Annotated in this window: 17 protein-coding genes; 6 read left to right on the top strand and 11 right to left on the bottom strand. The window is 34.7% G+C overall.

The window, feature by feature from the left end; genetic code table 11:
* Positions 1-38: 38 nt before the first annotated feature.
* Entirely contained in the window at positions 39-1,097 is a 1,059-nt protein-coding gene (locus tag IPI31_16850) for a hypothetical protein (protein MBK7569492.1), read from the top strand.
* 299 nt (positions 1,098-1,396) lie between these two features.
* Here the strand turns inward: IPI31_16850 and IPI31_16845 are convergent, their stop codons facing one another.
* Together IPI31_16845 and IPI31_16840 are read right to left on the bottom strand one after the other, a co-directional pair.
* Positions 1,397-1,780 (bottom strand): hypothetical protein, encoded by a 384-nt coding sequence (locus IPI31_16845; protein ID MBK7569491.1) that lies wholly within the window; start codon positions 1,778-1,780, stop codon positions 1,397-1,399.
* A gap of 84 nt (positions 1,781-1,864) precedes the next feature.
* Positions 1,865-2,158: a hypothetical protein gene (locus IPI31_16840; GenBank protein MBK7569490.1), complete on the bottom strand. Its 294-nt coding sequence runs from the start codon at positions 2,156-2,158 to the stop codon at positions 1,865-1,867.
* Between the two features lie 291 nt (positions 2,159-2,449).
* Here IPI31_16840 and IPI31_16835 point away from each other — a divergent pair, with 291 nt between their 5' ends.
* From IPI31_16835 to IPI31_16815, 5 genes are all read left to right on the top strand, one after another.
* Positions 2,450-2,857, top strand: a complete 408-nt coding sequence (locus IPI31_16835) for a hypothetical protein (GenBank protein MBK7569489.1) — start codon at positions 2,450-2,452, stop codon at positions 2,855-2,857.
* 198 nt (positions 2,858-3,055) lie between these two features.
* Entirely contained in the window at positions 3,056-4,111 is a 1,056-nt protein-coding gene (locus tag IPI31_16830; protein MBK7569488.1) for a hypothetical protein, read from the top strand.
* Positions 4,112-4,470: 359 nt separating this feature from the next.
* Positions 4,471-5,547, top strand: coding sequence for a DUF4249 family protein (locus IPI31_16825; GenBank protein MBK7569487.1), 1,077 nt, complete (start codon positions 4,471-4,473; stop codon positions 5,545-5,547).
* Between the two features lie 539 nt (positions 5,548-6,086).
* Positions 6,087-7,430 carry a tetratricopeptide repeat protein gene (locus IPI31_16820; GenBank protein ID MBK7569486.1) on the top strand — a complete coding sequence of 448 codons (1,344 nt, stop codon included), beginning with the start codon at positions 6,087-6,089 and terminating at the stop codon, positions 7,428-7,430.
* A gap of 64 nt (positions 7,431-7,494) precedes the next feature.
* On the top strand, positions 7,495-8,151 hold the full coding sequence (locus IPI31_16815) for a HupE/UreJ family protein (protein MBK7569485.1): 657 nt from the start codon (positions 7,495-7,497) through the stop codon (positions 8,149-8,151).
* Between the two features lie 355 nt (positions 8,152-8,506).
* Here IPI31_16815 and IPI31_16810 read toward each other — a convergent pair whose 3' ends face one another.
* The 9 genes from IPI31_16810 to IPI31_16770 form a co-directional block, all read right to left on the bottom strand.
* Entirely contained in the window at positions 8,507-11,011 is a 2,505-nt protein-coding gene (locus IPI31_16810; GenBank protein MBK7569484.1) for a cation-translocating P-type ATPase, read from the bottom strand.
* 182 nt (positions 11,012-11,193) lie between these two features.
* Positions 11,194-11,610 carry a hypothetical protein gene (locus IPI31_16805; protein ID MBK7569483.1) on the bottom strand — a complete coding sequence of 139 codons (417 nt, stop codon included), beginning with the start codon at positions 11,608-11,610 and terminating at the stop codon, positions 11,194-11,196.
* A 37-nt stretch (positions 11,611-11,647) separates the two neighbouring features.
* Positions 11,648-12,316, bottom strand: a complete 669-nt coding sequence (locus tag IPI31_16800) for a hypothetical protein (GenBank protein ID MBK7569482.1) — start codon at positions 12,314-12,316, stop codon at positions 11,648-11,650.
* A gap of 131 nt (positions 12,317-12,447) precedes the next feature.
* Complete coding sequence (locus IPI31_16795) at positions 12,448-13,425, bottom strand: MCE family protein (protein MBK7569481.1); 978 nt, start codon at positions 13,423-13,425, stop codon at positions 12,448-12,450.
* A 3-nt stretch (positions 13,426-13,428) separates the two neighbouring features.
* On the bottom strand, positions 13,429-14,202 hold the full coding sequence (locus IPI31_16790) for an ATP-binding cassette domain-containing protein (protein MBK7569480.1): 774 nt from the start codon (positions 14,200-14,202) through the stop codon (positions 13,429-13,431).
* A 1-nt stretch (position 14,203) separates the two neighbouring features.
* Positions 14,204-14,998, bottom strand: a complete 795-nt coding sequence (locus IPI31_16785; protein ID MBK7569479.1) for an ABC transporter permease — start codon at positions 14,996-14,998, stop codon at positions 14,204-14,206.
* A 98-nt stretch (positions 14,999-15,096) separates the two neighbouring features.
* Positions 15,097-15,408: a hypothetical protein gene (locus IPI31_16780; GenBank protein MBK7569478.1), complete on the bottom strand. Its 312-nt coding sequence runs from the start codon at positions 15,406-15,408 to the stop codon at positions 15,097-15,099.
* A 351-nt stretch (positions 15,409-15,759) separates the two neighbouring features.
* A complete protein-coding gene (locus IPI31_16775) occupies positions 15,760-18,219 on the bottom strand; it encodes an AsmA family protein (GenBank protein ID MBK7569477.1) in 2,460 nt (819 codons plus the stop codon).
* Positions 18,220-18,484: 265 nt separating this feature from the next.
* Positions 18,485-20,872, bottom strand: a complete 2,388-nt coding sequence (locus IPI31_16770) for an OmpA family protein (protein MBK7569476.1) — start codon at positions 20,870-20,872, stop codon at positions 18,485-18,487.
* Between the last annotated feature and the right edge of the window lie 332 nt (positions 20,873-21,204).

The raw sequence follows: 21,204 nt of genomic DNA, 5'->3' as shown, positions 1-21,204 counted from the left end.
GATTTTGAATGCATTAAATCGATAATTTTAGCCTCAGGATGTTGAATTCAGAATTCCGATTAGGTCTATTTATCATTTTTATTGCTGTGGTTTTGAGCTGCAATAACGACTTTGATATCAATGGTGAATATATCGAAAAAACGGTTGTAGTCGGAATTCTTGATTATGGTGAGGATACAAATTTTCTTCGGATCGAAAAAACTTTTCTGGATGTAAATACAAGTGCCTTCCTGCTCGCAACCGACCCCGCAAATTATTATTATGAGGAAGATGATCTGTTCGTATACATGGAACAATGGACCAATGGCAATTTTATACATGTTATTCCGGTTCAGTATGTAGATGGTGATACACTTGGAATTATAAAGGAGGAAGGATTATTTTCCGGTTCACCCAATATTTTATTTCGCATCACAGAAAAACTTGATTCATTATCTACCTATAAATTATTTGTTGTGAATAATTCTAGCGGCGATACCATTACTTCTCAAACCAATATTGTAGGAAATTTTTACGTTTATTATCCCACCTTGCCTGAAACATATATCAATTATACCGATACATCAAAAATAACATATACCTGCAAACAAGCCCTTAATGGAAAAATTTACGAATTATGGATGCGATTTAACTATTATGAAAAAAATATCAGTAATGGCGATTCTATTCTTAAACATGTAGACTGGCAGATATTTAATAATAAATTCGGAGATAATATTCTTGGTTATGGAAATGTTTCTTACAGTTTGGAGCGCAATCTTTTATACAGTTTTTTATCCGGTGCTTTGGAAGAAGATGAAAATGTAATTCGTTATTATTCGTCAATTAATTTTTATTGGTATGCCGGTGGAGTAGAAGTATATGATCAATATCTGAATGTATTGGCAAACCTGGGCATCAACGAGGATTATATTTCTCCAGAATTCACAAATATCAGCGGTGGTCTTGGTATGTTCTCTTCCCGGCACAAGATCGAAATAAACGATGTACATTTATACGACGACTCCATCGATTCACTCGCCTGTGGCAAAATAACGAAACAATTAAATTTTGTTTCCAGCTTCACAAATCCGGCTTATCCGGGTTGCGGGTTTTGAGCGGGGAGTGTGAAGGAGTTGAAGTGGTTGAAATAGTCTGGTTCGGAGGTAAATCTTGCAATGTTACGAACTGCCCACTGCCCACTGCTCACTGCCCACTGTTGACTAGTTTCAATTCGAAGTAAAAATTATCAATGTTACAAACTGCGACTGCGACTGCGACTGTGACTGCGACTGTGACTGTGACTGGCCCCCAGCCCCATAGGGGAGTTTGTTTTTCGAGAATTTGAAAGTTTAATTAAAAAGAAAATTAACAATGTTACAAACTGTGACTGTGACTGCGACTCCACCCACCCCTTTCACTCCTGCAACGAAGTATAAATAAACACTCCTCTATGATTAACCTCATATTTCTTTTTTGAAAAAACGGCGCCTAGACCACCTGAATTCTGCTTTCTGTAAAACAATACTTGTGTATTAGGCATCAGGCGTTTTAACCTTATAATTAGATCATAGGATAATGTAGTGCTCAATTCCGACCCAAAACTTCCTACATGTCTATAAGAAACCGCAATATAAATTGTATCAAAATTTGAATACTTATAACTGAACTCTGTAATAAGATCCGAGTTTGTTTTATTATCAATAAAAAAAGATGTATTTGGATCATATTCCATAATATATTCATCTACATCGCCTTTTATCAAGGCAATACTAAAAAGATAAAATAATAGTAAATTCATACACAGGTTTTACTTGTTTTTATTGGATATAGTTGTCTGAATATTAAATTTTCCTTCTTCTAATTTAAAAGTTGCCTTCCACAATCATTTAATTGATTTTCTTTCTCTTTTAATTACATAATAAAAATGTAAGATCATGCAATAAGTTATAAAAAATGAAACAAACTCTATTAAACAAATCAGATAGAATGCATCATCACCTGAAAAATAGGCAAACATCAATGCTATACTTGCAGGATATCCCAATATCTCAAGTATTATATAACCTGATTTATTATTTATATTTATTGAAATGAATGAAATTACAATTGTTAAAACACTAAATAAAATGCTATATAAAATTATTTTATTTTTTGAGTTAGGAAATTCATTTGTCATCTTATTTCTATCATTATTATCTTCGGTAAATTTAACTGTTTTGACTGTAAATGTCCAGACATGCTACTTACTTAAATAAATCCGACTCTGGCGGGGCAGACGCCGGGCATAGCATGGAAGATGCCCCCACATAGTCTTCTCACACCTCTAAAAATCAATTATGCCCGTGAGGGACTGTGTGGATTCGGATGACGGACTTTGTATTCAATTTGTCCTTTAAGTATTGAGTTTGTAATTTTTGTATTTTTATGATATGAATCCTAGATCATAATTACACAAAAAAATGAAATTATGCAAAATGTTAAATTCAGATTAGTAGCCATTTCTCTTCTTTCAATTTTTATGGGAACTAGTTGTAAAAATGATTGCGACAAATCAATATATTTTCAAGTTTCTGCAATTGAAAAGATGGAAGAACTTGTTGTTATTCTTGATGATGGTAAATTTAAATATACCGAATTGTTTGAGGATGGATTTATAATGTCTGAGCGAAAAAGATGGGTTATAAATAAAGGTTATTGTTCCGGATTAGAAATAGTTAAAGTATACGTTTCAATTGGTAATCTATGCGACACAACAATTTATATTAACAAATCATTAGTCGCAGGGTGTTATATTGGCTCAAAAATAAATGGATGCCCATCATTTCTTTTTGATTCAATACCTCCTGGAAAACCTTTTTCATTTGGTGAAAGGTAAAACAAGTATGGAGCTCCTATTTATTTCTTTTTTGGAAAGTTGCGACCAGTGCATTTAAGCCGAAAATGAAATTATTGTTCGTGGTTTGATTATAGAAGAGAAATTACACCATCAGATTTGAAAATGCAAAATGTGTTAAATCTTTTTATCTTTGATTAAAAACCAATGAACATTCACAAAAAGTTAACTCTAATATTGATGATCAGTTTTAGCCTGAATTTGCAGGCACAAAAAATGGATCCTGATTTTGACATAACTTCCGACGATCTTACAAAAATTAACGCGGCAAAAACACTCTTTGTTGTTTTGCAGGAGGTTGATCCGGCGATAATCAAAAAACTTGATAATAAAAATATGAATTATGAAAAGGAATTCTATTATCAATTCGTAAAAGATTTTAATAACAAATTGAAAAAAACAATTCCAACTAATTGGCCTCATCAGGTAGATATCCAATTTAAAACATTGGAGGAAATTTCTCAGTTAAAAAAGGAAACTGATCCAAATTCTCTTGTAATGTATTTGGGATTTTCTGTATTTTCTTCAGGAGAGCCCCCAGGAACAACAGAATACTATACATATCCAACTTCAATCCACGGACTGACAACAATGCTGCAATTTTATTCATCCAATAATTACCATTCGCCCGGACATGCAAGTGTGCATCGTTTTGAAACCTTTGTAGGCATTACTACAATTGATAAAATGAATTTTAAACGACCACCAAACACTGTAATATTTGAAAAATTACTTCATTCAGTTAATCCAACAGAAGCCGATTTGACAATGACCTTGAATTATATTTCGTGGTTAATTTCTGAAAGAGCAAAAAATCCTGCAACTAAAATTTCAGTGTTATGGGTTAAGAATGTAAATCAATTAAAAGATAAAATACTTGTAATCCCGCAGAGCTTACTTATTACAGATTACCCATATACGCTCTACAACGGTTATAAAGAATTCGTAGATTCAGCAAACATTGAGCAGTTATATCCATTTCAATTTGAAATTGTTTCAGATTCAATTTATGAACAAATTATTGTCAATCAAAAAAAGGGATATGCGTATTTGCATGTTGATGTTTACCCCGATGATATAATATACATGGCTGCTTCAATTACAAATGCTGAAAATGGCGACCTTCTCTTGCTAGCAAAACCAACAAGTAAAAAAGCTGACGATATTTATTTCATGTATTTTTTACATAAAAATCATTTTGAATCCATATCATTTTACATTAAAGGTGGAAAATAACTGAAGGGCATGACCCAATCACCGACTCTTAAAATAAAAATCTCAGCCCTGTATCCCACATGCATATTCCATCAATAGTATAATAATTTCGGATTCAAATCCGAAATTATCATGTTTATTTTGGATTCAAATCCCAAAATATTATGTTTTTTCCAAATTCACCCTTTGCTGGAAACATTTAGCAATGTTAATTAAACGCATCCATCCACCCATCCCCCCCCAAACCCATTCTACCCCCTCCCTTCCCACTCACCTCCTCTCCGAGCTTCAGCGAGGACTACTCACTACTCCCCACTCCCCACTCACTATTTTACATTTACTTTACAATCCCCTCTCAAAAACCCTTATCTTTGCGATCTATGAATAAATGGATTGTGGCAGCAGGACTTATTATCGCTGCATTTACGAATAGTTGCTCCACCGATTTTGATCTCAATGCCGATTTTAAGGAAACGCCTGTTGTTTACGCATTATTTGATGCCTCTGTAGATACACAGTTTATCCGTATTAACAGGGCATTTTTGAGCGATGAGATCGATGCATTAACACTTTCATCAGATCCAAATTCCATTTATTATGGAGAAGAATTGAAGGTGACCGTGGAGGAATACGATGGCGGAACCCTTGTAAACACTTATCCTATCCCACGCATAAATGGTGAAGATTATGGAATTGAAAAACTTCCGGGAGCATTTGCCGACGCTCCGAATATTCTTTATTTATTTGTAGCAGACCTGGATTATACACACTCTTACAAAATAACTGCTATTGATACGTTAACCGGGAAAACTGTGTTCGCGCAAGCAGCTGTGGTTGATAGTTTTGCAATTATCCGACCTGATGATGAAGGTATCTTTCCGCAATCCTTTGCAATCTCCCCTGCAAATACTTACCAATTGAGATGGAAATCGGCTCAGGATGCAAAAATTTACGATCTTACCTTGCGTTTTCATTACAGAGAGGGCATTTATTACCCTGAAGGAGACAGTATACATTATATTAATTCAGGATATAAGGACTGGATAATGGAAACTAATTATGTTGCTGAAAGCACAACCGGTGGATTAACCTTGGATTACGATGTGGAAGGGGAAACTTTTTATCAATTTATTGAAGATCAATTTCCGCCAGTTGATGATTTTAGTTTTATCCGTATAGCCGATTCAATACAATTTATTATTGATGCAGGAGGAGAGGAGCTTTTCAGTTATTTTGAATATAATAACGCCTCACTCGGTATCACTGAAGGACAAATTACTCCTGCATATACCAATGTTCAGGGAGGATTAGGCGTATTATCCAGCCGTTACCATAAGGTGGGACTCATCTACCCTGTATCTACCCAAACCCGCGATAGCATCGCATGCAGCTCAGTTACTTCCGGCCATAATTTTGCACCAAATGTTGCAACTTTTGGGTTTCCGTATTGCGAGTGAAGGGGGAAGTGCGCAGTCAAGAGTGGGCAGTGGGCAGTTTGTAACATTGGAGTTTTAGGCTTCGAATTGAAAGCAGTCAACAGTTAACAGTGGGCAGTGCGCAGTTTGACGCAATGTATGATTTTCCTCCGTATTGCACAATTTCAACTCCTTCAACAATTTCAACCAGTCAGTCGCAGTGGGCAGTTTTTAACATTGGAGGTTTAGGCTTCGAATTGAAAGTAGTCAAGAGTCAACAGTGGGCAGTGGGCAGTTCGACGCAATGTATGATTTTCCTCCGCCCTGAACCTTGCCAAGCCTTTAAAAGTGGGCAGTCGCAGTGGGCAGTTTGTAACATTGAATATTTAGGCTTCGAATTGAAAGTAGTCAATAGTCAACAGTCAACAGTGGGCAGTAGGCAGTATTGACGCATTGGTAAATTTTCCTCCGTATTGAACAATTTCAGCTCCTTCAACAATTTCAACCTCTTTCTCCGCCTTTTACTCTTTTTTAAATCCGACCGTAAACATTTTGCGTATATGCACGAAACATCAAGCAAAATGAAAAAATATCTATTTATTCTTATTCTGATAGCCGGTATCGTTACCGTGCAGTCATGTTCCAACATTAACGGGGAAAATTCTAAAACCAATAGCGAAAGTGCTATTCCCGAATTGCTTTCCATAAATACTAATGTAGGATTGGAAACGGAGCGGGAAGATCTTTTGACCGCTTATGACAAAGCCATACTCACCCTTAAAACAAATCCACAAAATCTCAAAGCCTATTTAACGCTTGCGCAGATATTTATAACTGAAGCTCGTTTAAGTGGAAATACAGGTTATTATAATAATGCAGCAACTAAAATGCTGGATCATGTTATAGCACAAAAATCAACGGATAATGACATAAATTTTGAAGCACTCACTTTAAAGGCAGGCGTATTATTATCCATGCATCAATTTAAAGATGCGTTGGATGTTGCAAATGCTGCATATAAAATAAGCGAACATAACGCACAATTATTAGGAGCTTTGGTGGATGCAAATGTGGAATTGGGAAATTATGATCTTGCAGTGCAATATTGTGATAAAATGATTCAATTACGTCCGGATATTCGCTCATATTCCAGGGTATCTTATTTACGACAAATTCATGGAGATAATGCAGGTGCTATTGAAGCAATGAAAATGGCAGTGGAAGCAGGTTTACCCGGTGCGGAATCAACCGAGTGGGCAAGAATTGTTTTAGGTGATCTTTTATTAATGACGGGGGATATAAAAAATGCGCAGATATGTTATGAAACTGCACTTGGGTTAAGAAAAAATTATCCATATGCAGAAGCTGGTTTAGGGCGACTTGAAAAATCTAAAAAGAATTATGATGAAGCAATTAAACATACGGAAAATGCAATTAATACTTTGTCGGATGTTGCCTTTGTAAATCAGCTTGCCGAAATCTATGCCCTTAAAGGAGACAAAGAAAAATCTGAAGAAATTTATGATGATGTTACCGATCTTTTAGAAAAAGGGGAGAAGGAACAGAATAAAGACAATGCAGTGGTAAAACATAATAGCGCCAGAGAATTGGCTACTGCTTACATGCATACAAATGAAATGGGAAAGGCATTAAAAAATGCTAAAACAGACCTTGAAATTCGTCCTTCCAATAACGATGCAAACGAACTTGTTGCATGGATATATTATTTGGAAGGCGACTATTCCAATGCAAAAATGCATGCAGATAAAATGCTTTCTACCAATACTAAAAATCCTGCAACCTTATATAAAGCGGGATTAATTTACACAAAATCAGGAGATACTGAAAAAGGTAAAATGCTGATGGCGGAAGCAAAAACAATTAACGATTCCATTTCGGAAACACTTTTTCTTAGTTCTAAATAATAATATTTTCCAATCTTAAACCCTCCCATGGCTGACGGGAAGGTTTTTTTTAAAATTATTTTCTATGAAAAAGAAATTACTTATTTCAGGAATATTATTTTTTGGAATATTACAATTACAAGCCCATACCATTAATTACACCTTAAATAAAATGGATGACGGGCAGGTATTCTGGCAATATTTACAACAAGGGTTTTTGCATATATTACCATTAGGTCTCGATCATATTTTATTTATACTCTGTGTATTTTTTTTAAATACCAATTTAAAGAAAATTATTTTACAGGCAAGTATGTTCACACTTGCTCATACCATAACCTTAGGGTTGAGCATGTATGGAATCATTAATCCACCCGGTAATATAATTGAACCACTTATTGCATTATCCATTGTTTTTTTGGCAGTAGAAAATATTTATTCCGACAAGGTAAAACCCTGGCGTATGATAATGGTTTTTTTATTCGGAATGGTACACGGTATGGGATTTGCCGGCGCATTGATCGAACTTGGAATGCCCGAATACGCCTTTGCTACAGCTCTGATAAGTTTTAATATTGGAGTGGAAATTGGTCAGTTAGCAATAATTTTATTTATGTATTTTGTTGTGAGCAGAAAATTTTCAACTACGAGCTGGTATAGGCCAAAATTGGTTGTTCCGGCATCGGTGGTTATTGCTGTAATTGCCGGGTACTGGACATTTGAGAGGATATTTATGAGTTGAATTAGGTGATTAAGGTTTAATTTGGGTTGTTGATTGGAGATAGGACTGGCGGTTGCTTCCACATTTAGAATGTCCACAGTGAAATTTTATGTGTGTGGTTTTTTGGATTCTTAGTTTACTTAGTTATAAGAACCTCGCCGCGCCATTTTGAACGGGTTTTGGACGAGGTGGAACCTCTGTCCTCCTGCACCGAAGAAAATATTGTGGTTAACTTGTTGCTTTTTGACTTGAGTGCCGATTTTTCTACCCAACCGTTTCCCGCGGCCACCCGGTTCTACCTGCAAATTTGAAATTGGGACCTATCAGTAATATTACGATTGATTTAATGTTGTTTTAAGGATTTGTGGATATTCCATTAAATAATTTCCCCTTTTTTTCTTGTATTCCACTTTACTATTTCAAACCAGAGTACGCATACGGCGCCTAAACAAATACTTATTGTTAATTGTAATAAGGTTAGAGGTGCAAAAAGGAAAAAATTTGAAAATTGCGGAATAATTAGCAGTGAAGTTGTTAGGGCAATGGTGGAAAATATAATTATCGGTATTAATTTATTTTTATATTTCAGCGTAGAAAAAATGGAAAAATAAAATGATCTGTTCACCAGTGTAAGGACAATATTAGAGGTTATTAAAGTTAAAAATACCATTGTTCTGGTAGCATCTTCCTCTAAACCCATATTTATTGCTATTTGATAGGAACATAAAGTGCCTATGGTGATCACTAAACCTTGCCAGATACTCGTAGTTAATTCTCGCCAATTAAAAAATGTTTTTGCCATCTGACGAGGTTTTTGTTGCATGAGATTTTTCTCAATGGGTTCATTTTCATAAATAATGGAACAGGTGGGGCCCATTATTAATTCAAAAAATATAATGTGAACGGGTGTAAATATCGCAGGATAAATCCAGCCCAATGCAAGTGGAACAAAAACGGTTAAAATGATCGGAATGTGAATGGAAATTATATATTGTATAGCTTTTTTTAAATTGTTGTAAATTTTTCTGCCCATTGCAATGGCGTCCACCATATTTGCAAGGTCATCGTTTACTAAGATCAGCGTAGATGCTTGTTTAGCGATCTCAGAACCCTTTTTGCCCATAGCTATGCCTATGTGTGCGGCTTTTAATGCAGGTCCGTCGTTTACACCATCACCCGTCATTGCAACTATTTGTCCTTTTGATTTAAGTGCATTTATTATTCTCAATTTCGCTTCGGGAAACATGCGTGTAAAAATATTTGTATCGAGCACTCGTTCCTGTAGTTCTTCCTCATTCATTTCCATCAGCTCATCCCCACTCAAAGTTTTTTCCAATCCTTGAAACTCCACCTGTTTAGCAATGGTTGCAGTGGTAAGTGCATTATCACCGGTGAGAATTTTCACGGCTATTCCCGCATCATAAAATGACCTTAATACATTTTTAATATTGTGTTTTGGAGGATCATAAAATGCTACCAAACCTAAAAATTGCAGGTTAAATTCCTGTTGGGTTTTTGGAAAACTGCCTTCATGTGATTCAACATTTCCAACACCTAATACACGATATCCTTCTTTAGAAAGTTCAGCAATTATATTAATTATTTTACTTTTTTCACCTTCATTTAAAGTAGAGTTTTGGAGTATGGATTCTGCGGCACCTTTTGCAGCGATTACTCTTTCTCCTGCCTCAGATTCGAAAATATGTGTCATCATTGGCGGTTTTCCGCTTAAAGGATATTCATGTATCATTTTAAACTGAACACGTTCATCTTGCGGAAATAAATTACCATAATTATTGTGCAATGCAACTTCCATTGGATCAAAGGGAATTGGTTCACTGGCAAACATGGCATATCTGATCAACTCTTTTTCTTTTGCATCCTCAATTTTATCGGTAGCTATAATATTTCCTGTTTTGAATGAAAATATTTTAGCGAGGGTCATTTTATTTTCTGTGATGGTACCTGTTTTATCAGTACAAATTACGGTAGCGCTACCAAGTGTTTCCACTGTTTTTGTTTGTTTAACTATTATACCCATTTTCATTAATCGCCATGCACCTAAAGCCATAAATGTTGTAAATGCAACAGGTATTTCTTCCGGTAATATGCTCATCGCCAATGTGAGCGATTTTATTAAACTTTCAGATATATTTTTTGATTCCCAATAATTGATCGCCAATACAATACAGAAAATAATTATCCCTGCTATTGCCATTTTTTTTACAAAGTCGCTTATCTGAATTTGAAGTGGAGTTTTTTCTTCCTTAATCGCCTCCAGACTTTTACCAATTTTTCCCAGAGAAGTATTATTTCCTATTGCAGTAACTATACAAATTGCGAGTCCTCCGGTTATGTTTGTCCCTTGAAAAATATTATTATTTTCGGTTTCATTTTTTGCTACCGTAAAAGATTCACCCGTTAGAATGGATTCATTAACAAAAAAATCGTTGCTTTGTAGTATAGTAGCATCAGCCGGAACCAGTGTTCCTTCTTCAACAATAATGTGATCTCCAATAACAATTTCTTCACTTTTAATTTCAAGAACAACACTGTTTCTAATCACCTTCGATTTTGGTTGGGTGAGTTCCTTTAATTGAGAAATTGCATTTCTGCTTCTGGCATCCTGATAAAATGAAATAGCTCCAACCAGCACTATAGCAAACACCATAAAAAAACCATTCTCCCTTTCGCCACTTATAAAATAAATAAAGGAGGTTGCCATTAATAAAATAAACATGGGTTCTTTTACCAAACTAATTAATGCAGTTAATACTCCATTTTCTTTTTTTCCGGTAAAAGAATTACGTCCGTATTTTGCCCGCGAATCGAGTACTTGCTGATCAGATAAACCTTTGAATGTAATTTTAGACGAGGTCAAAATATTCGTTTAATCCAAAGTTAGTGAGCATTTATTATAAATGACTGCAATTGCCCGCAATCCTTTAAAAAAATGATAAAGATCACCCGAAGCAACTTGTGTTTTGAATAAAATTGGCTCAAAAAAAAAGCAACTAACCCTTTGGGATAATTGCTTTTGTTCAAAATTGTTGAGACCTAATTTTAATTTGTCAATTGCACGGGCACATCTACAATAGTTACGTTGGAATGTTTATCACTCGCCTCAAAACGAATGATCGCATTTTCATTTACCCCAAGGGTATTGATAGACCAATCGTTAAGCTCATATTCTGTTAAATTACCTAAAATCCCGGGTACTTCAGGCCATAATAAAAGAGTATCAGAATAGATCAAATTGACTGTAAAATCCTGCATTTGCGAAATGTCTTCCACATGAGCCGATAAATAAATAGTATCGCCTGTTGCGTATATATCGGCAGCATCGGGTTTATACACTGTTAATACCGGTCCATCTACATCGCCGGCTGTTTTTGCTTTATCTTCTTTACACGAAGAAATTAATGTTATGGCAAAAAACAAAATTAAAATTGTGATAATTTCTGTGTGATTTTTTTTCATATTTTAGTTTTTAATATTAGTATGTGTTTAATTGCGGTCAATAAAAAAGATATGCTAAGGAAATGGTTACAACATCAGCATACATTTTATTGTCCGATTCCGTATATTCTGAATTGGCAAGATTCGTGAACATTAAATTATATTTTAAATGTAATTTTAAAGATTCCGTACCGCCACCTGCAACAACGTAAGCAGAGCCGAAAAAACCAAACATATCCGATGAAAGATCGTTGACACTGTACTCATAAAGTTCCGAAGTAACATAATAGCCGTTAGCCACGGATCCGGAATTGAATGCACCACCGGTGGGAACAACCAAACTTCCGGACAAACCTGCTCCGCCATAAAATTTCCCTTCATCATATGCAAAAGTGGGTCCCAGGGAATACTGAGCAGAAAACCAGGTTAATTTTTCATCCGGATGTGCAATAACTACTGGATTGCTAAAAAAATCCTCGTCAAATTCAAACAAGGCAGCATTCATTCCTAAAGTATTTACCGTAAAATCCTGATAGATATAAAATTCATTGACAACAGGTATAAAATTTATAAAACCGAGGTTTAAGCCTAGAGTCCCGGATGGGTCAGTAAGAAATTGACTGCGAATAGCTGTTTTGGATATTCCTGCACAAACGCCGAAACTTTGAGCGGTAACAGAGATACTGATGCTGATCAACAATGTGCAAAAAAGGAGTAGTTTTCTCATGGTTTTGCGTCAAATATAAGGTATTATTTAATTTTAACAGGTTGTACACTCACAAAAAAAAGTAAGTTTTTGCCTTAATGGGAAGAGCTAAAACGAAAATTCTTGTTCAGCATCATTACCCGACGAAGCACTTAATTATCGACTTCTTTCTCCTTTTCTTTCTTCTTAAAAAAGCCTCTCAACAAGAAATTATGTTGTAAAGCATCCATACTTTCATTCAGTTTTTTGGTACTGCTTTCAAGTGCAATAATACTTGCCCTTAAACTGGCAGCTGCTTCTTCATCGTGCAGAAGAACACCGGCAGGTGAGTTTTTATTTGTATTGATATCTGAAGTGGTAGTTTGTAAATTATCTGCCACCTGTTGCGCAGTTCCCGCAATTGCATTTAATTGAGCTACTGTTTTCTGAATATTGTTAAATACTGTAGTGTCAGTTGCCAGATCATTTGCAAGTCCACCTTCTGCATTGAGTTTGGTGGTAAAATCATTAATGGCATCAGTGAGTTGAACTGTATTTTGTGAGGCAGTTTTCAAAGTGTTTATGGTTGAATTCAAATTTTCATAAATGGCATCATCTGTCATAAATTTTCCTAAAGTGCCTTCGCCGTCAGCTATTCTTTTACTTATCACTTTAAAATCATTGGTTATGGCGAGAACATTTTTGTTATTTTCCTGCAGCATGTTCATCATGTCTTCTGTGCTGGTTGTTTCCTCAATCGAAAACGTGCTGCCATCCACAATATGCCCGGAAGTTGGATTCCCACCATAAATAACAATTATCTTGTTTCCAATCAAACCATCTGAACTGATTTTTGCTTTAGAATCTTTAGGAATGAATTCCTGTGATTTGGATTCTATTTTCATGGTAACTTCCACACCGGCATTAGGTAAAAAACGCATTTCCTTTACCGTACCAACTTTTACTCCCGAAAACCAAACATTGTCACCGGGTTGCAATCCATTTACTTCTGTAAATACTGTTTTTACAGTGGCTGTTTTGGTAAAAGTTTTATTTATATTTCCAATTGCAAGTACACCTACAATAAAAAATGTCAAACCTATAAATATAAATATTCCGAGTTTGACTCCGTGTTTATTTTGTTGTTCCATAATTCAGGTGATAAAATTGTAATCAAAAAATATCTTTATTGTTTCATCTTCCGTGTCAAAAACTTCGTCAAAAGTTCCCTGGGTTAAAAAATTGCCATCTATTAGCAATGCTACTCTATTAGCAGTTGTTTTTGCACAAGTAAGATCATGGGTAATAATAATTGCACTTGTATTATATCTTTCCTGCACTTCTTTTATTAAGTTATTTATTTCAATACAGGTTATCGGATCAAGTCCTGATGTTGGTTCATCATATAACATCAGTTCCGGTTTCAAAATTAAAGTGCGTGCTATTCCTATTCTTTTTCTTTGTCCCCCTGAAAGTTCCGATGGCATCTGATTCATGGTTTGAATTAATCCAACGGCATCCAATACTTCTTCCACTTTTATTTTTATTTCCTTTGGCGTTAATTTTTCGGTATTTCCACGTAATGGAAAAGCAATATTTTCATAAACGGTCATACTATCGTACAATGCACTATTCTGAAACGAAAAACCTATTTTTAATCGCAATGTTCTCAGATCTTTTTCAGTGATCTTTGCAACTTCTTTTCCCAAAACCATAACGGTTCCTGAGTCGGGTTTTAACAAACCTGCAATTATTTTAATTAATACTGATTTCCCCGTACCTGACCGCCCTAATACAGCAACGTTCTCGCCTTTATAAACTTCCAGGTTAACACTGTTCAAAACATTAAGGTCGCCAAACGATTTATGGAGATCCTTAATTATGATCACCTTTTCCTCTGTAATAATATGGTTATACTTTGTAGTCATTCTATTGCGCCAATCTTATCCATCCACTTAATTGAACAATTATTATTTCCTCCACAAAAATGAGGAACATGGAAACTACCACTGCCATGTTTGCTGCTTTACCTACACCTTCGGTACCACGTGTAGCATTATATCCCTTATAACTACCAACTAGTCCAATAGTTAAACCATACATGATCGATTTAAATAATCCTGTAAGTACATCTAAAAATGATATTGGTGAAAGTGCTTCCTGAAAGTAGGAAATAAAACTTGTGTTTTCTCCGATACTCACATTTAAATACGATCCTATTAAACCCACAAATGCAAAATACATCATTAAAATGGGTATCATAAATGTAGTAGCTGTTACTCTTGTTACAACCAGATATTTAAATGCATTTACCCCCGATACATCAATTGCATCTATCTGCTCAGTAACCCGCATGGATCCAAGCTGTGCACCAATGTTTGACCCGATCTTGCCAGCGGAAATTAATGATGTAATTAAAGGAGCCAAGGCTCTGACAAGTGCTATCGCAATTAAGGATGGCAACCATGAAACCGCACCAAGATCTTGTAGTGAAGGGCGGGATTGTTTTGTGAATACTACACCGGTAACAAATCCGGTTAAAGTAATAAGTGGTAATGATTTAACACCAATTGCGTAACACTGCTTTTTTAATTCAGTAAATTCGAACGGGCGTTTAAAGGCTTCCCTGAAAAATCTGCCTGCAAATTGAAATGCAGAATAAATACCCAGAAAAAAAGGATCCAGATTTTTTGAAATAACAAAGGCTTTTCGGTTTGCTTTCATACGCACCGGATGTTATAAAATTTCTGGATCAATAGTTCAGGGTATTTATTAATAACTAACATAAACCGACGAATCAGCTTTCAAATTTTCAGATTAAATTACAATAAGATTATCAATAAAATTACAATAATGATAAGTGCAGCACCACTGGAAATATAAATACCGGCACCATCCTTAGAGTTCATCGTAGTTGAATCATTTGATTTTGTAATTGATTCGGAGCCTTTGAGATCTTTTTCGCTGCTGTCTTTAACTTTATTCACATTTGTTGATTCGGTTTCACCCGCTCTTTTTTCATTTGGAATTGATGTTTCTGCAACTGTAGTTGGAGAAGTTGCGTTAGCCGCATTAATAGCATTAGTATTTAAGGCTAAAAGGGCAAAGAATGCTACTGGAATTAACTTTTTCATTTTTTTTTAGTTTAGTTTGATTTAATAAATATTTAACTAGTTGACTTTTCAGTCTTATATCATTCTATTATTGTGATTAGTACTATATATGCCAAATTTTAGTCCAAATAAAATATGTAAACAGATTATTTGTCTTTATCGCACTGTATATATTTATGTATTGCCATTTTTAGGACATGTTGTGGTTGATTTGCAATCATTTATAATTTGTAAGGATTTGTTAAAATGCTAACCTAAAGTTAAAATGGGGAATTATATACACAATTTAACGTGTAATTCGGGTAATATATTACTCATTTTGAAATATTTTAGATAATTGAGTTTCTGCTCAAAACCTCTTGACTAAATCTATCATTTATCCTTTTTGCGGAATAGAACAGGACTAACCTTTAATTTTCCATTTTCTTTAGTGGCCTTTAAATTAATACTGATACCGACTTTTGCATCATCATTTTTAAAATCTGTGACAAGATCCGCTTCCTTAGCATTTAAACTTTTAAGAGGCACTTTTATAAATAATTCTGTATTTTCTTTAAAACTATATACTCCATTTACATAAAGAGTCATCAGATTACTTTTTATTTCCATTTCAGAGATCGTCAAATCATTTCCTTTTTGCGAAATTGCCGCATTAAGTTGTGCAAACTGAATGTCTGAGAAATCTTTTTTCTTAAATACATTTTTTGATATTTGATTTAATGCATCCATATTTATTAATTCGCCACCCTTTAAGGTAAGATTGTAGTCGCCACTAATTGATGATGGAATAGGTTTTAAGTCTTTCGACAAATTGGAATTAAATGCTATATCTGCATCCAACAAACCTTTGATATTTTTTGATGTAATGGCAGTTTGTTGTAAATTTTCCAATTGATAAAAAAGCGTACTGATGTCAGCACCTTTTATATTGGATCTTAAATTAACTGTAGGTTTGGCTGTCCCAATGCCTTGTAAACTACCATTGAGCAAGAATCTTCCATTTGCTATTGTTGTTGAAAGATCTTCACAGGTTATATAGGTGTTTCCAATAATTACCTTGCCATTTACATTTTGAGCATTTAATTTATGGTAAGTAACCTTTTGTGCATTTACCGAAATATTGCCCTTTAAATTTTCTAAAAGCGAATTTACCGTTTTGGAAATGCGTTTAGTGGGGGTATTTTGTTTTTGTTGTTTAACGCCTGGTTTTTTAAAATTATCCAGATTAAAATGTTTGGCTTCTAACGTTAGGTCGGCTTGCAACTTTGCATTGGGAAAAAAGAAAAGGTAAATGAAATCTGAGATAGTACCGGTTAGATCAATCGGGTTGCTATTTATATTCATGGAAAGAGCAGTAATATACATCGTTTTTTCATTAAAAGAGATGTTGCTATTAATACTATTCAGGTCAAATTGTTTATTAACAAATCTGCAGGAGGCATTACTTATTTGGGCACTTCCTGTAATGACCGCATCCATGGAATCCTTATCTTTTTCTAAATACCCATATGCTTTACCTTTAAGATTTACGTCAAAATTTAATTTTCCTCCTGTCATCACCACCACAGATGTATCAATTGCACTATTTGCTTCACGAAGCGAAAAATTGCTGCTAACATGCACTGCCATATACGGGTCGCTAAAGTCGGTAACACGCATGTCCATTAAAAATGGGATGCCCTCGTATTTACCTTTAAAATCAGTAAAACTAAGGCCGCTGTTAATTTCATTATTAACTAAAGTATCAATTAAATGATTGAAGTAATGACCGGTAAGTGAATCAACTACAAAACTTTTTGAAGGAGTTATAAATACGTTGTCTTTAACATTGAAAAATATATCAATATCCAATGGTAATGCAGGATTAATTGCACCTTCCATATGTAAAGTGGCAGGTATGGTTTTCTCAAAATTAAAACCCTTTAATTTATCGCTGGTATATTTACTTACCAGGGTAGTTGCGTAATCAAGTTTAATTTTTTCTGTTTTAACTTGAAGATCCAGATATGGAGTAATACCCGGACTTATGGAACCGGATAGACTAAATTTATATTTATCCATATCCAATGGGGAGGGTTTAATTTCCACACTTCTTTTTAACCTGTTCCACTCAAGCGATAATTTAGAATTAACTGTTTTATTTGTTAAACAGCTTCCCCGTTCGGGTTTAAATACCAACCCTTCTACGTAAATTTTATCTTTAGTGGATATTTCAGTTATACTGTCGTTGTGACTTAATTTTCCAAAACTATCCTTTATCGTCAAATTAAAATCTTTACCCCTTACCGTATCTCTGAATTGAATATGTATATTCTCCAGATATAATCTGCTTATGAGAATTGCATCCAGATCTTTTTCCTCGGGCAATGAAGTTTCAGATTTAGGTTTAGGTTTAATTAGATTTTTTGTATTTAAAAGTCCATCTTGCATACGGATGAGATTAAGCTCCGCATCCCTTAATGTAATAGCCCTTAATTCAATGTTTTTTCTAAGTAAAGCAAATACCCGGATCTGTAAATAGATGCGGTCAGCAGTGAAAATTTGCAGATGATGTTCATTAAATCTATTGTCTTTTACAACAACATCTTTAACCGACAAAGAAAAATGTGGAAAGTGATTAAAAATAGTAATATCAATATCACCAATAGTTACCTCACCATTTATTTGTTCGTTTAACGATTCGGTGAGCTGGGTCTCTATTCTTCCCATATTGGCCTTAAGTATAAAATAACCCGCTACAAGCAGAACAATACCTATGGATAAAATGATGGCGGCTATGCGAATAGCGCGTTTCCGGTTGGGCTGTGAGATCTTATATTTTGGTATTTTCAAGGCTGTGGTTGAATTGATTAATGTAACTGTTAACGTTTAAGATATAAAATAAGTTTATTTAATCTTTTTTCGCACGAACATATAAATTCCTACTAAAATTACACCAATTGCCAAAATAAACCATCCGTAATACATATTTTATTATTTTAATTTTAGAATAAATAGATTTTTGTTGCGATTTTGGTAAATATTTTTTAAAACTATAATAAAAGAACGGTTCTCCATAAAAATTGGAGAACCGTTCCTGATATTATTTCTTAAACTCTCATTCAAAAATCACATTCATTTCAACTCTTCTGTTTAATTGTCTGCCTTCAGCTGTAGCATTGTCACCGATCGGTTTTGTTTCACCATAATATTCGGTCACTAATTTTTCTGCTTTAACTCCTTTGCTGATCAGGTAGTTTTTAACTGAAGTTGCTCTGTTGCTTGATAAGGTCATATTACTTTTATCTGATCCAACATTATCTGTATGGCCTGCAATTCTTAAACCATATGATGGTTTATTGATCAACAAATTTGCCAGTTCGTTTAATGATGCATAAGAAGAAGCACGTATGATATCTTTTCCTGTTTCAAATTCGAGGTTGTCGAAGGCAACTTTTAATATCGCTTCTTCTTTTTCCTCTAATTTAGGACAACCATTTAATTCAGGTAAACCTGGAGTTGAAGGACATTTGTCGTCTTTATCTGGAATACTATCACCATCCTTATCATTTAAAGGACAACCGCTATTTTCAACCGGGCCTGCAACTGTAGGACATTTATCATCTTTATCAGGAATACCATCTTTATCTATATCAGTTATCGGACAACCATCATTTGATGCCGGACCGGATACGTTAGGACATTTATCATCTGAATCCTTTACACCATCTTTATCGGTATCAGGATAAGGACAACCTTTGTTATCTAATGGACCTGCTTCAGAAGGACAAGAATCTTCATTATCGTATAAACCATCCTTATCTGAATCGGGGCAACCTTTATGTTGTAATGAACCTGCAATTGTAGGACATGCATCATCACTATCTTTTACTTCATCGCCATCTGTATCAGGGCAACCATTAAATTTAGCCAAACCTGCTTCTAACGGACAAGCATCACCTGCATCGGCTATACCATCGCCATCTTTATCAGGACAACCATCTAATTCAGGAAGTCCGGGTTGATCAGGACAAACATCGGCAACATCGGGAACGCCATCTTCATCTGTATCTTTTTTCTGACCATATGCAATAGGAATTTTTACTGCAACGTGGAAGTCAGATCCATAAACGGTCTTTTTTCCAACCAAAGGAAGAATATCATTTGTTCCAACAATGATCGGTCCTACACGCAATGATAAACCAAGATTTGTATTATTATATTCATTGTAAGATAATGGAACTCCAACATCGAACCATCTGCTTTCATACCTTGGTGTAAGGCTGATAGTGGTAATTTCTGATACACGACTTTGTGTTGGATCGCGATCTCTGTTTAATGCGATATAAGGTGTTACATTAACATAAAAACCCCCTTTAATATTATAATCGAATTGCATGCTTAGAACAGAAGGTAATGATACTGTATATTCCGTTTCATTACTTGCTGAAGGATTAAAATTTGCCTGAATGGTATCATCAAATGCAGGAATGGAATTTAAAGAAAATTGATTTACATTAAATGAAGCATTACTTCCTCCAAAGTCACCTGAATTATTTCCTTTTTTAAATTTCACTCTACCCACATCCAATAAACTTACGCCAAAACGAAATTTATATTTGTTTGCTGTATTGTCATATTCAAAAGTGCCATCCGGCTTTTTGCGTCTGAATTCATCAATATTGGGTCTGTATTCATATACTAAACCCAAATCAAATGATGGTCCTACACCGGCAAAACTTAATTTGGTAAGGGAACCAATGGAATCAAATTCCAGATTATTTAAATTATCGCTGTGTCCGTAATTAAAATCAGACGCTGCAATATCAATAATAGAATCGTTAACAAATGAATAATCAAGATTGCTCGCATATAAATATCCGGAGCTTACAGCATGAACTAATTTAGCAGTTACACCACCTTTAATAAAATGGTTATCTGTATTGTAAAGAGTATGCGCATAAGTTAATCCGTATTCCATCCAGGTCATGTTGTCGACACTTAAACCGTCGTCATCGATCTGTACATTGGGAATAAATGTATCATCCACTAAACCGGTAAAAGCAACTTTTGCCAATTCTTCAGATACATTATCAATCGTTATAAAATTTCTGAAACCAATGGATACTCCAAGTGCTGATTTATCAGAAATTGTTGCCATAAAAGTCAATAACTGTATTTTAGTATTGATACTGGCTTTTGCGTTCTTATCATTTTCGAGATCCTTAACACTCAAATAATTTTTTTCGAAATTAAGATCCGGGTTTGGGTTAAATAAACCCTTAGGTTCTAATCCGACATAATTATTTGCAATGGTAGAACTCAATCCAAAAAGCGAAATGTCGAAGCGATATCTGCTATCTACTATAGATGCCGGTTGAAGCTCCATGCCTGTAACACCTGCATAATTGCTGTTTACAATACCCAGGTAGCTCTGCGCGGAAATTGTTGCACCACAAAATAGAAATGATGAACTAATTAATAGGTTAATTAAAATTTTTCTCATATTATTATCTTTTGTTCATTGTGTGGGTATAATCATGCCATGGAAATAGTTGCGATTCCACTCACTTCTGCTAAAATTTTATTGATACTAAAGGGGATATAATTGCTCATATGATTAATAAGTGTTGAAAAAGGTCAGCATAATATTAGTTTAGAGAAATAAGGCCGTTCTCTTGAATATCAACCTAAAATATCAAGTATTGAAAAGGGATATTTCCATTTTCACTTAAATATTATTTTCTATCTTTATGGGGCATCCTTTGATTTCATTACATTGTATAGGACATTCGTGTATTATTTTTTTTCAGCACAGGTTCAATCAACAAAACATGA

The sequence above is a fragment of the Bacteroidota bacterium genome (assembly GCA_016706865.1).
Classification (GTDB): domain Bacteria; phylum Bacteroidota; class Bacteroidia; order Chitinophagales; family BACL12; genus UBA7236.
This window is presented reverse-complemented; position numbering and strand designations above follow the sequence as displayed.

What these genes read in the sequence shown, in the direction of transcription:
- IPI31_16850 (MBK7569492.1), top strand. Translation starts at nt 39, where the DNA reads ATGTTGAATTCAGAATTCCGATTAGGTCTATTTATCATTTTTATTGCT.
- IPI31_16845 (MBK7569491.1), bottom strand. Translation starts at nt 1,780, where the DNA reads ATGAATTTACTATTATTTTATCTTTTTAGTATTGCCTTGATAAAAGGC.
- IPI31_16840 (MBK7569490.1), bottom strand. Translation starts at nt 2,158, where the DNA reads ATGACAAATGAATTTCCTAACTCAAAAAATAAAATAATTTTATATAGC.
- IPI31_16835 (MBK7569489.1), top strand. Translation starts at nt 2,450, where the DNA reads ATGCAAAATGTTAAATTCAGATTAGTAGCCATTTCTCTTCTTTCAATT.
- IPI31_16830 (MBK7569488.1), top strand. Translation starts at nt 3,056, where the DNA reads ATGATCAGTTTTAGCCTGAATTTGCAGGCACAAAAAATGGATCCTGAT.
- IPI31_16825 (MBK7569487.1), top strand. Translation starts at nt 4,471, where the DNA reads ATGAATAAATGGATTGTGGCAGCAGGACTTATTATCGCTGCATTTACG.
- IPI31_16820 (MBK7569486.1), top strand. Translation starts at nt 6,087, where the DNA reads ATGAAAAAATATCTATTTATTCTTATTCTGATAGCCGGTATCGTTACC.
- IPI31_16815 (MBK7569485.1), top strand. Translation starts at nt 7,495, where the DNA reads ATGAAAAAGAAATTACTTATTTCAGGAATATTATTTTTTGGAATATTA.
- IPI31_16805 (MBK7569483.1), bottom strand. Translation starts at nt 11,610, where the DNA reads ATGAAAAAAAATCACACAGAAATTATCACAATTTTAATTTTGTTTTTT.
- IPI31_16800 (MBK7569482.1), bottom strand. Translation starts at nt 12,316, where the DNA reads ATGAGAAAACTACTCCTTTTTTGCACATTGTTGATCAGCATCAGTATC.
- IPI31_16795 (MBK7569481.1), bottom strand. Translation starts at nt 13,425, where the DNA reads ATGGAACAACAAAATAAACACGGAGTCAAACTCGGAATATTTATATTT.
- IPI31_16790 (MBK7569480.1), bottom strand. Translation starts at nt 14,202, where the DNA reads ATGACTACAAAGTATAACCATATTATTACAGAGGAAAAGGTGATCATA.
- IPI31_16785 (MBK7569479.1), bottom strand. Translation starts at nt 14,998, where the DNA reads ATGAAAGCAAACCGAAAAGCCTTTGTTATTTCAAAAAATCTGGATCCT.
- IPI31_16780 (MBK7569478.1), bottom strand. Translation starts at nt 15,408, where the DNA reads ATGAAAAAGTTAATTCCAGTAGCATTCTTTGCCCTTTTAGCCTTAAAT.
- IPI31_16770 (MBK7569476.1), bottom strand. Translation starts at nt 20,872, where the DNA reads ATGAGAAAAATTTTAATTAACCTATTAATTAGTTCATCATTTCTATTT.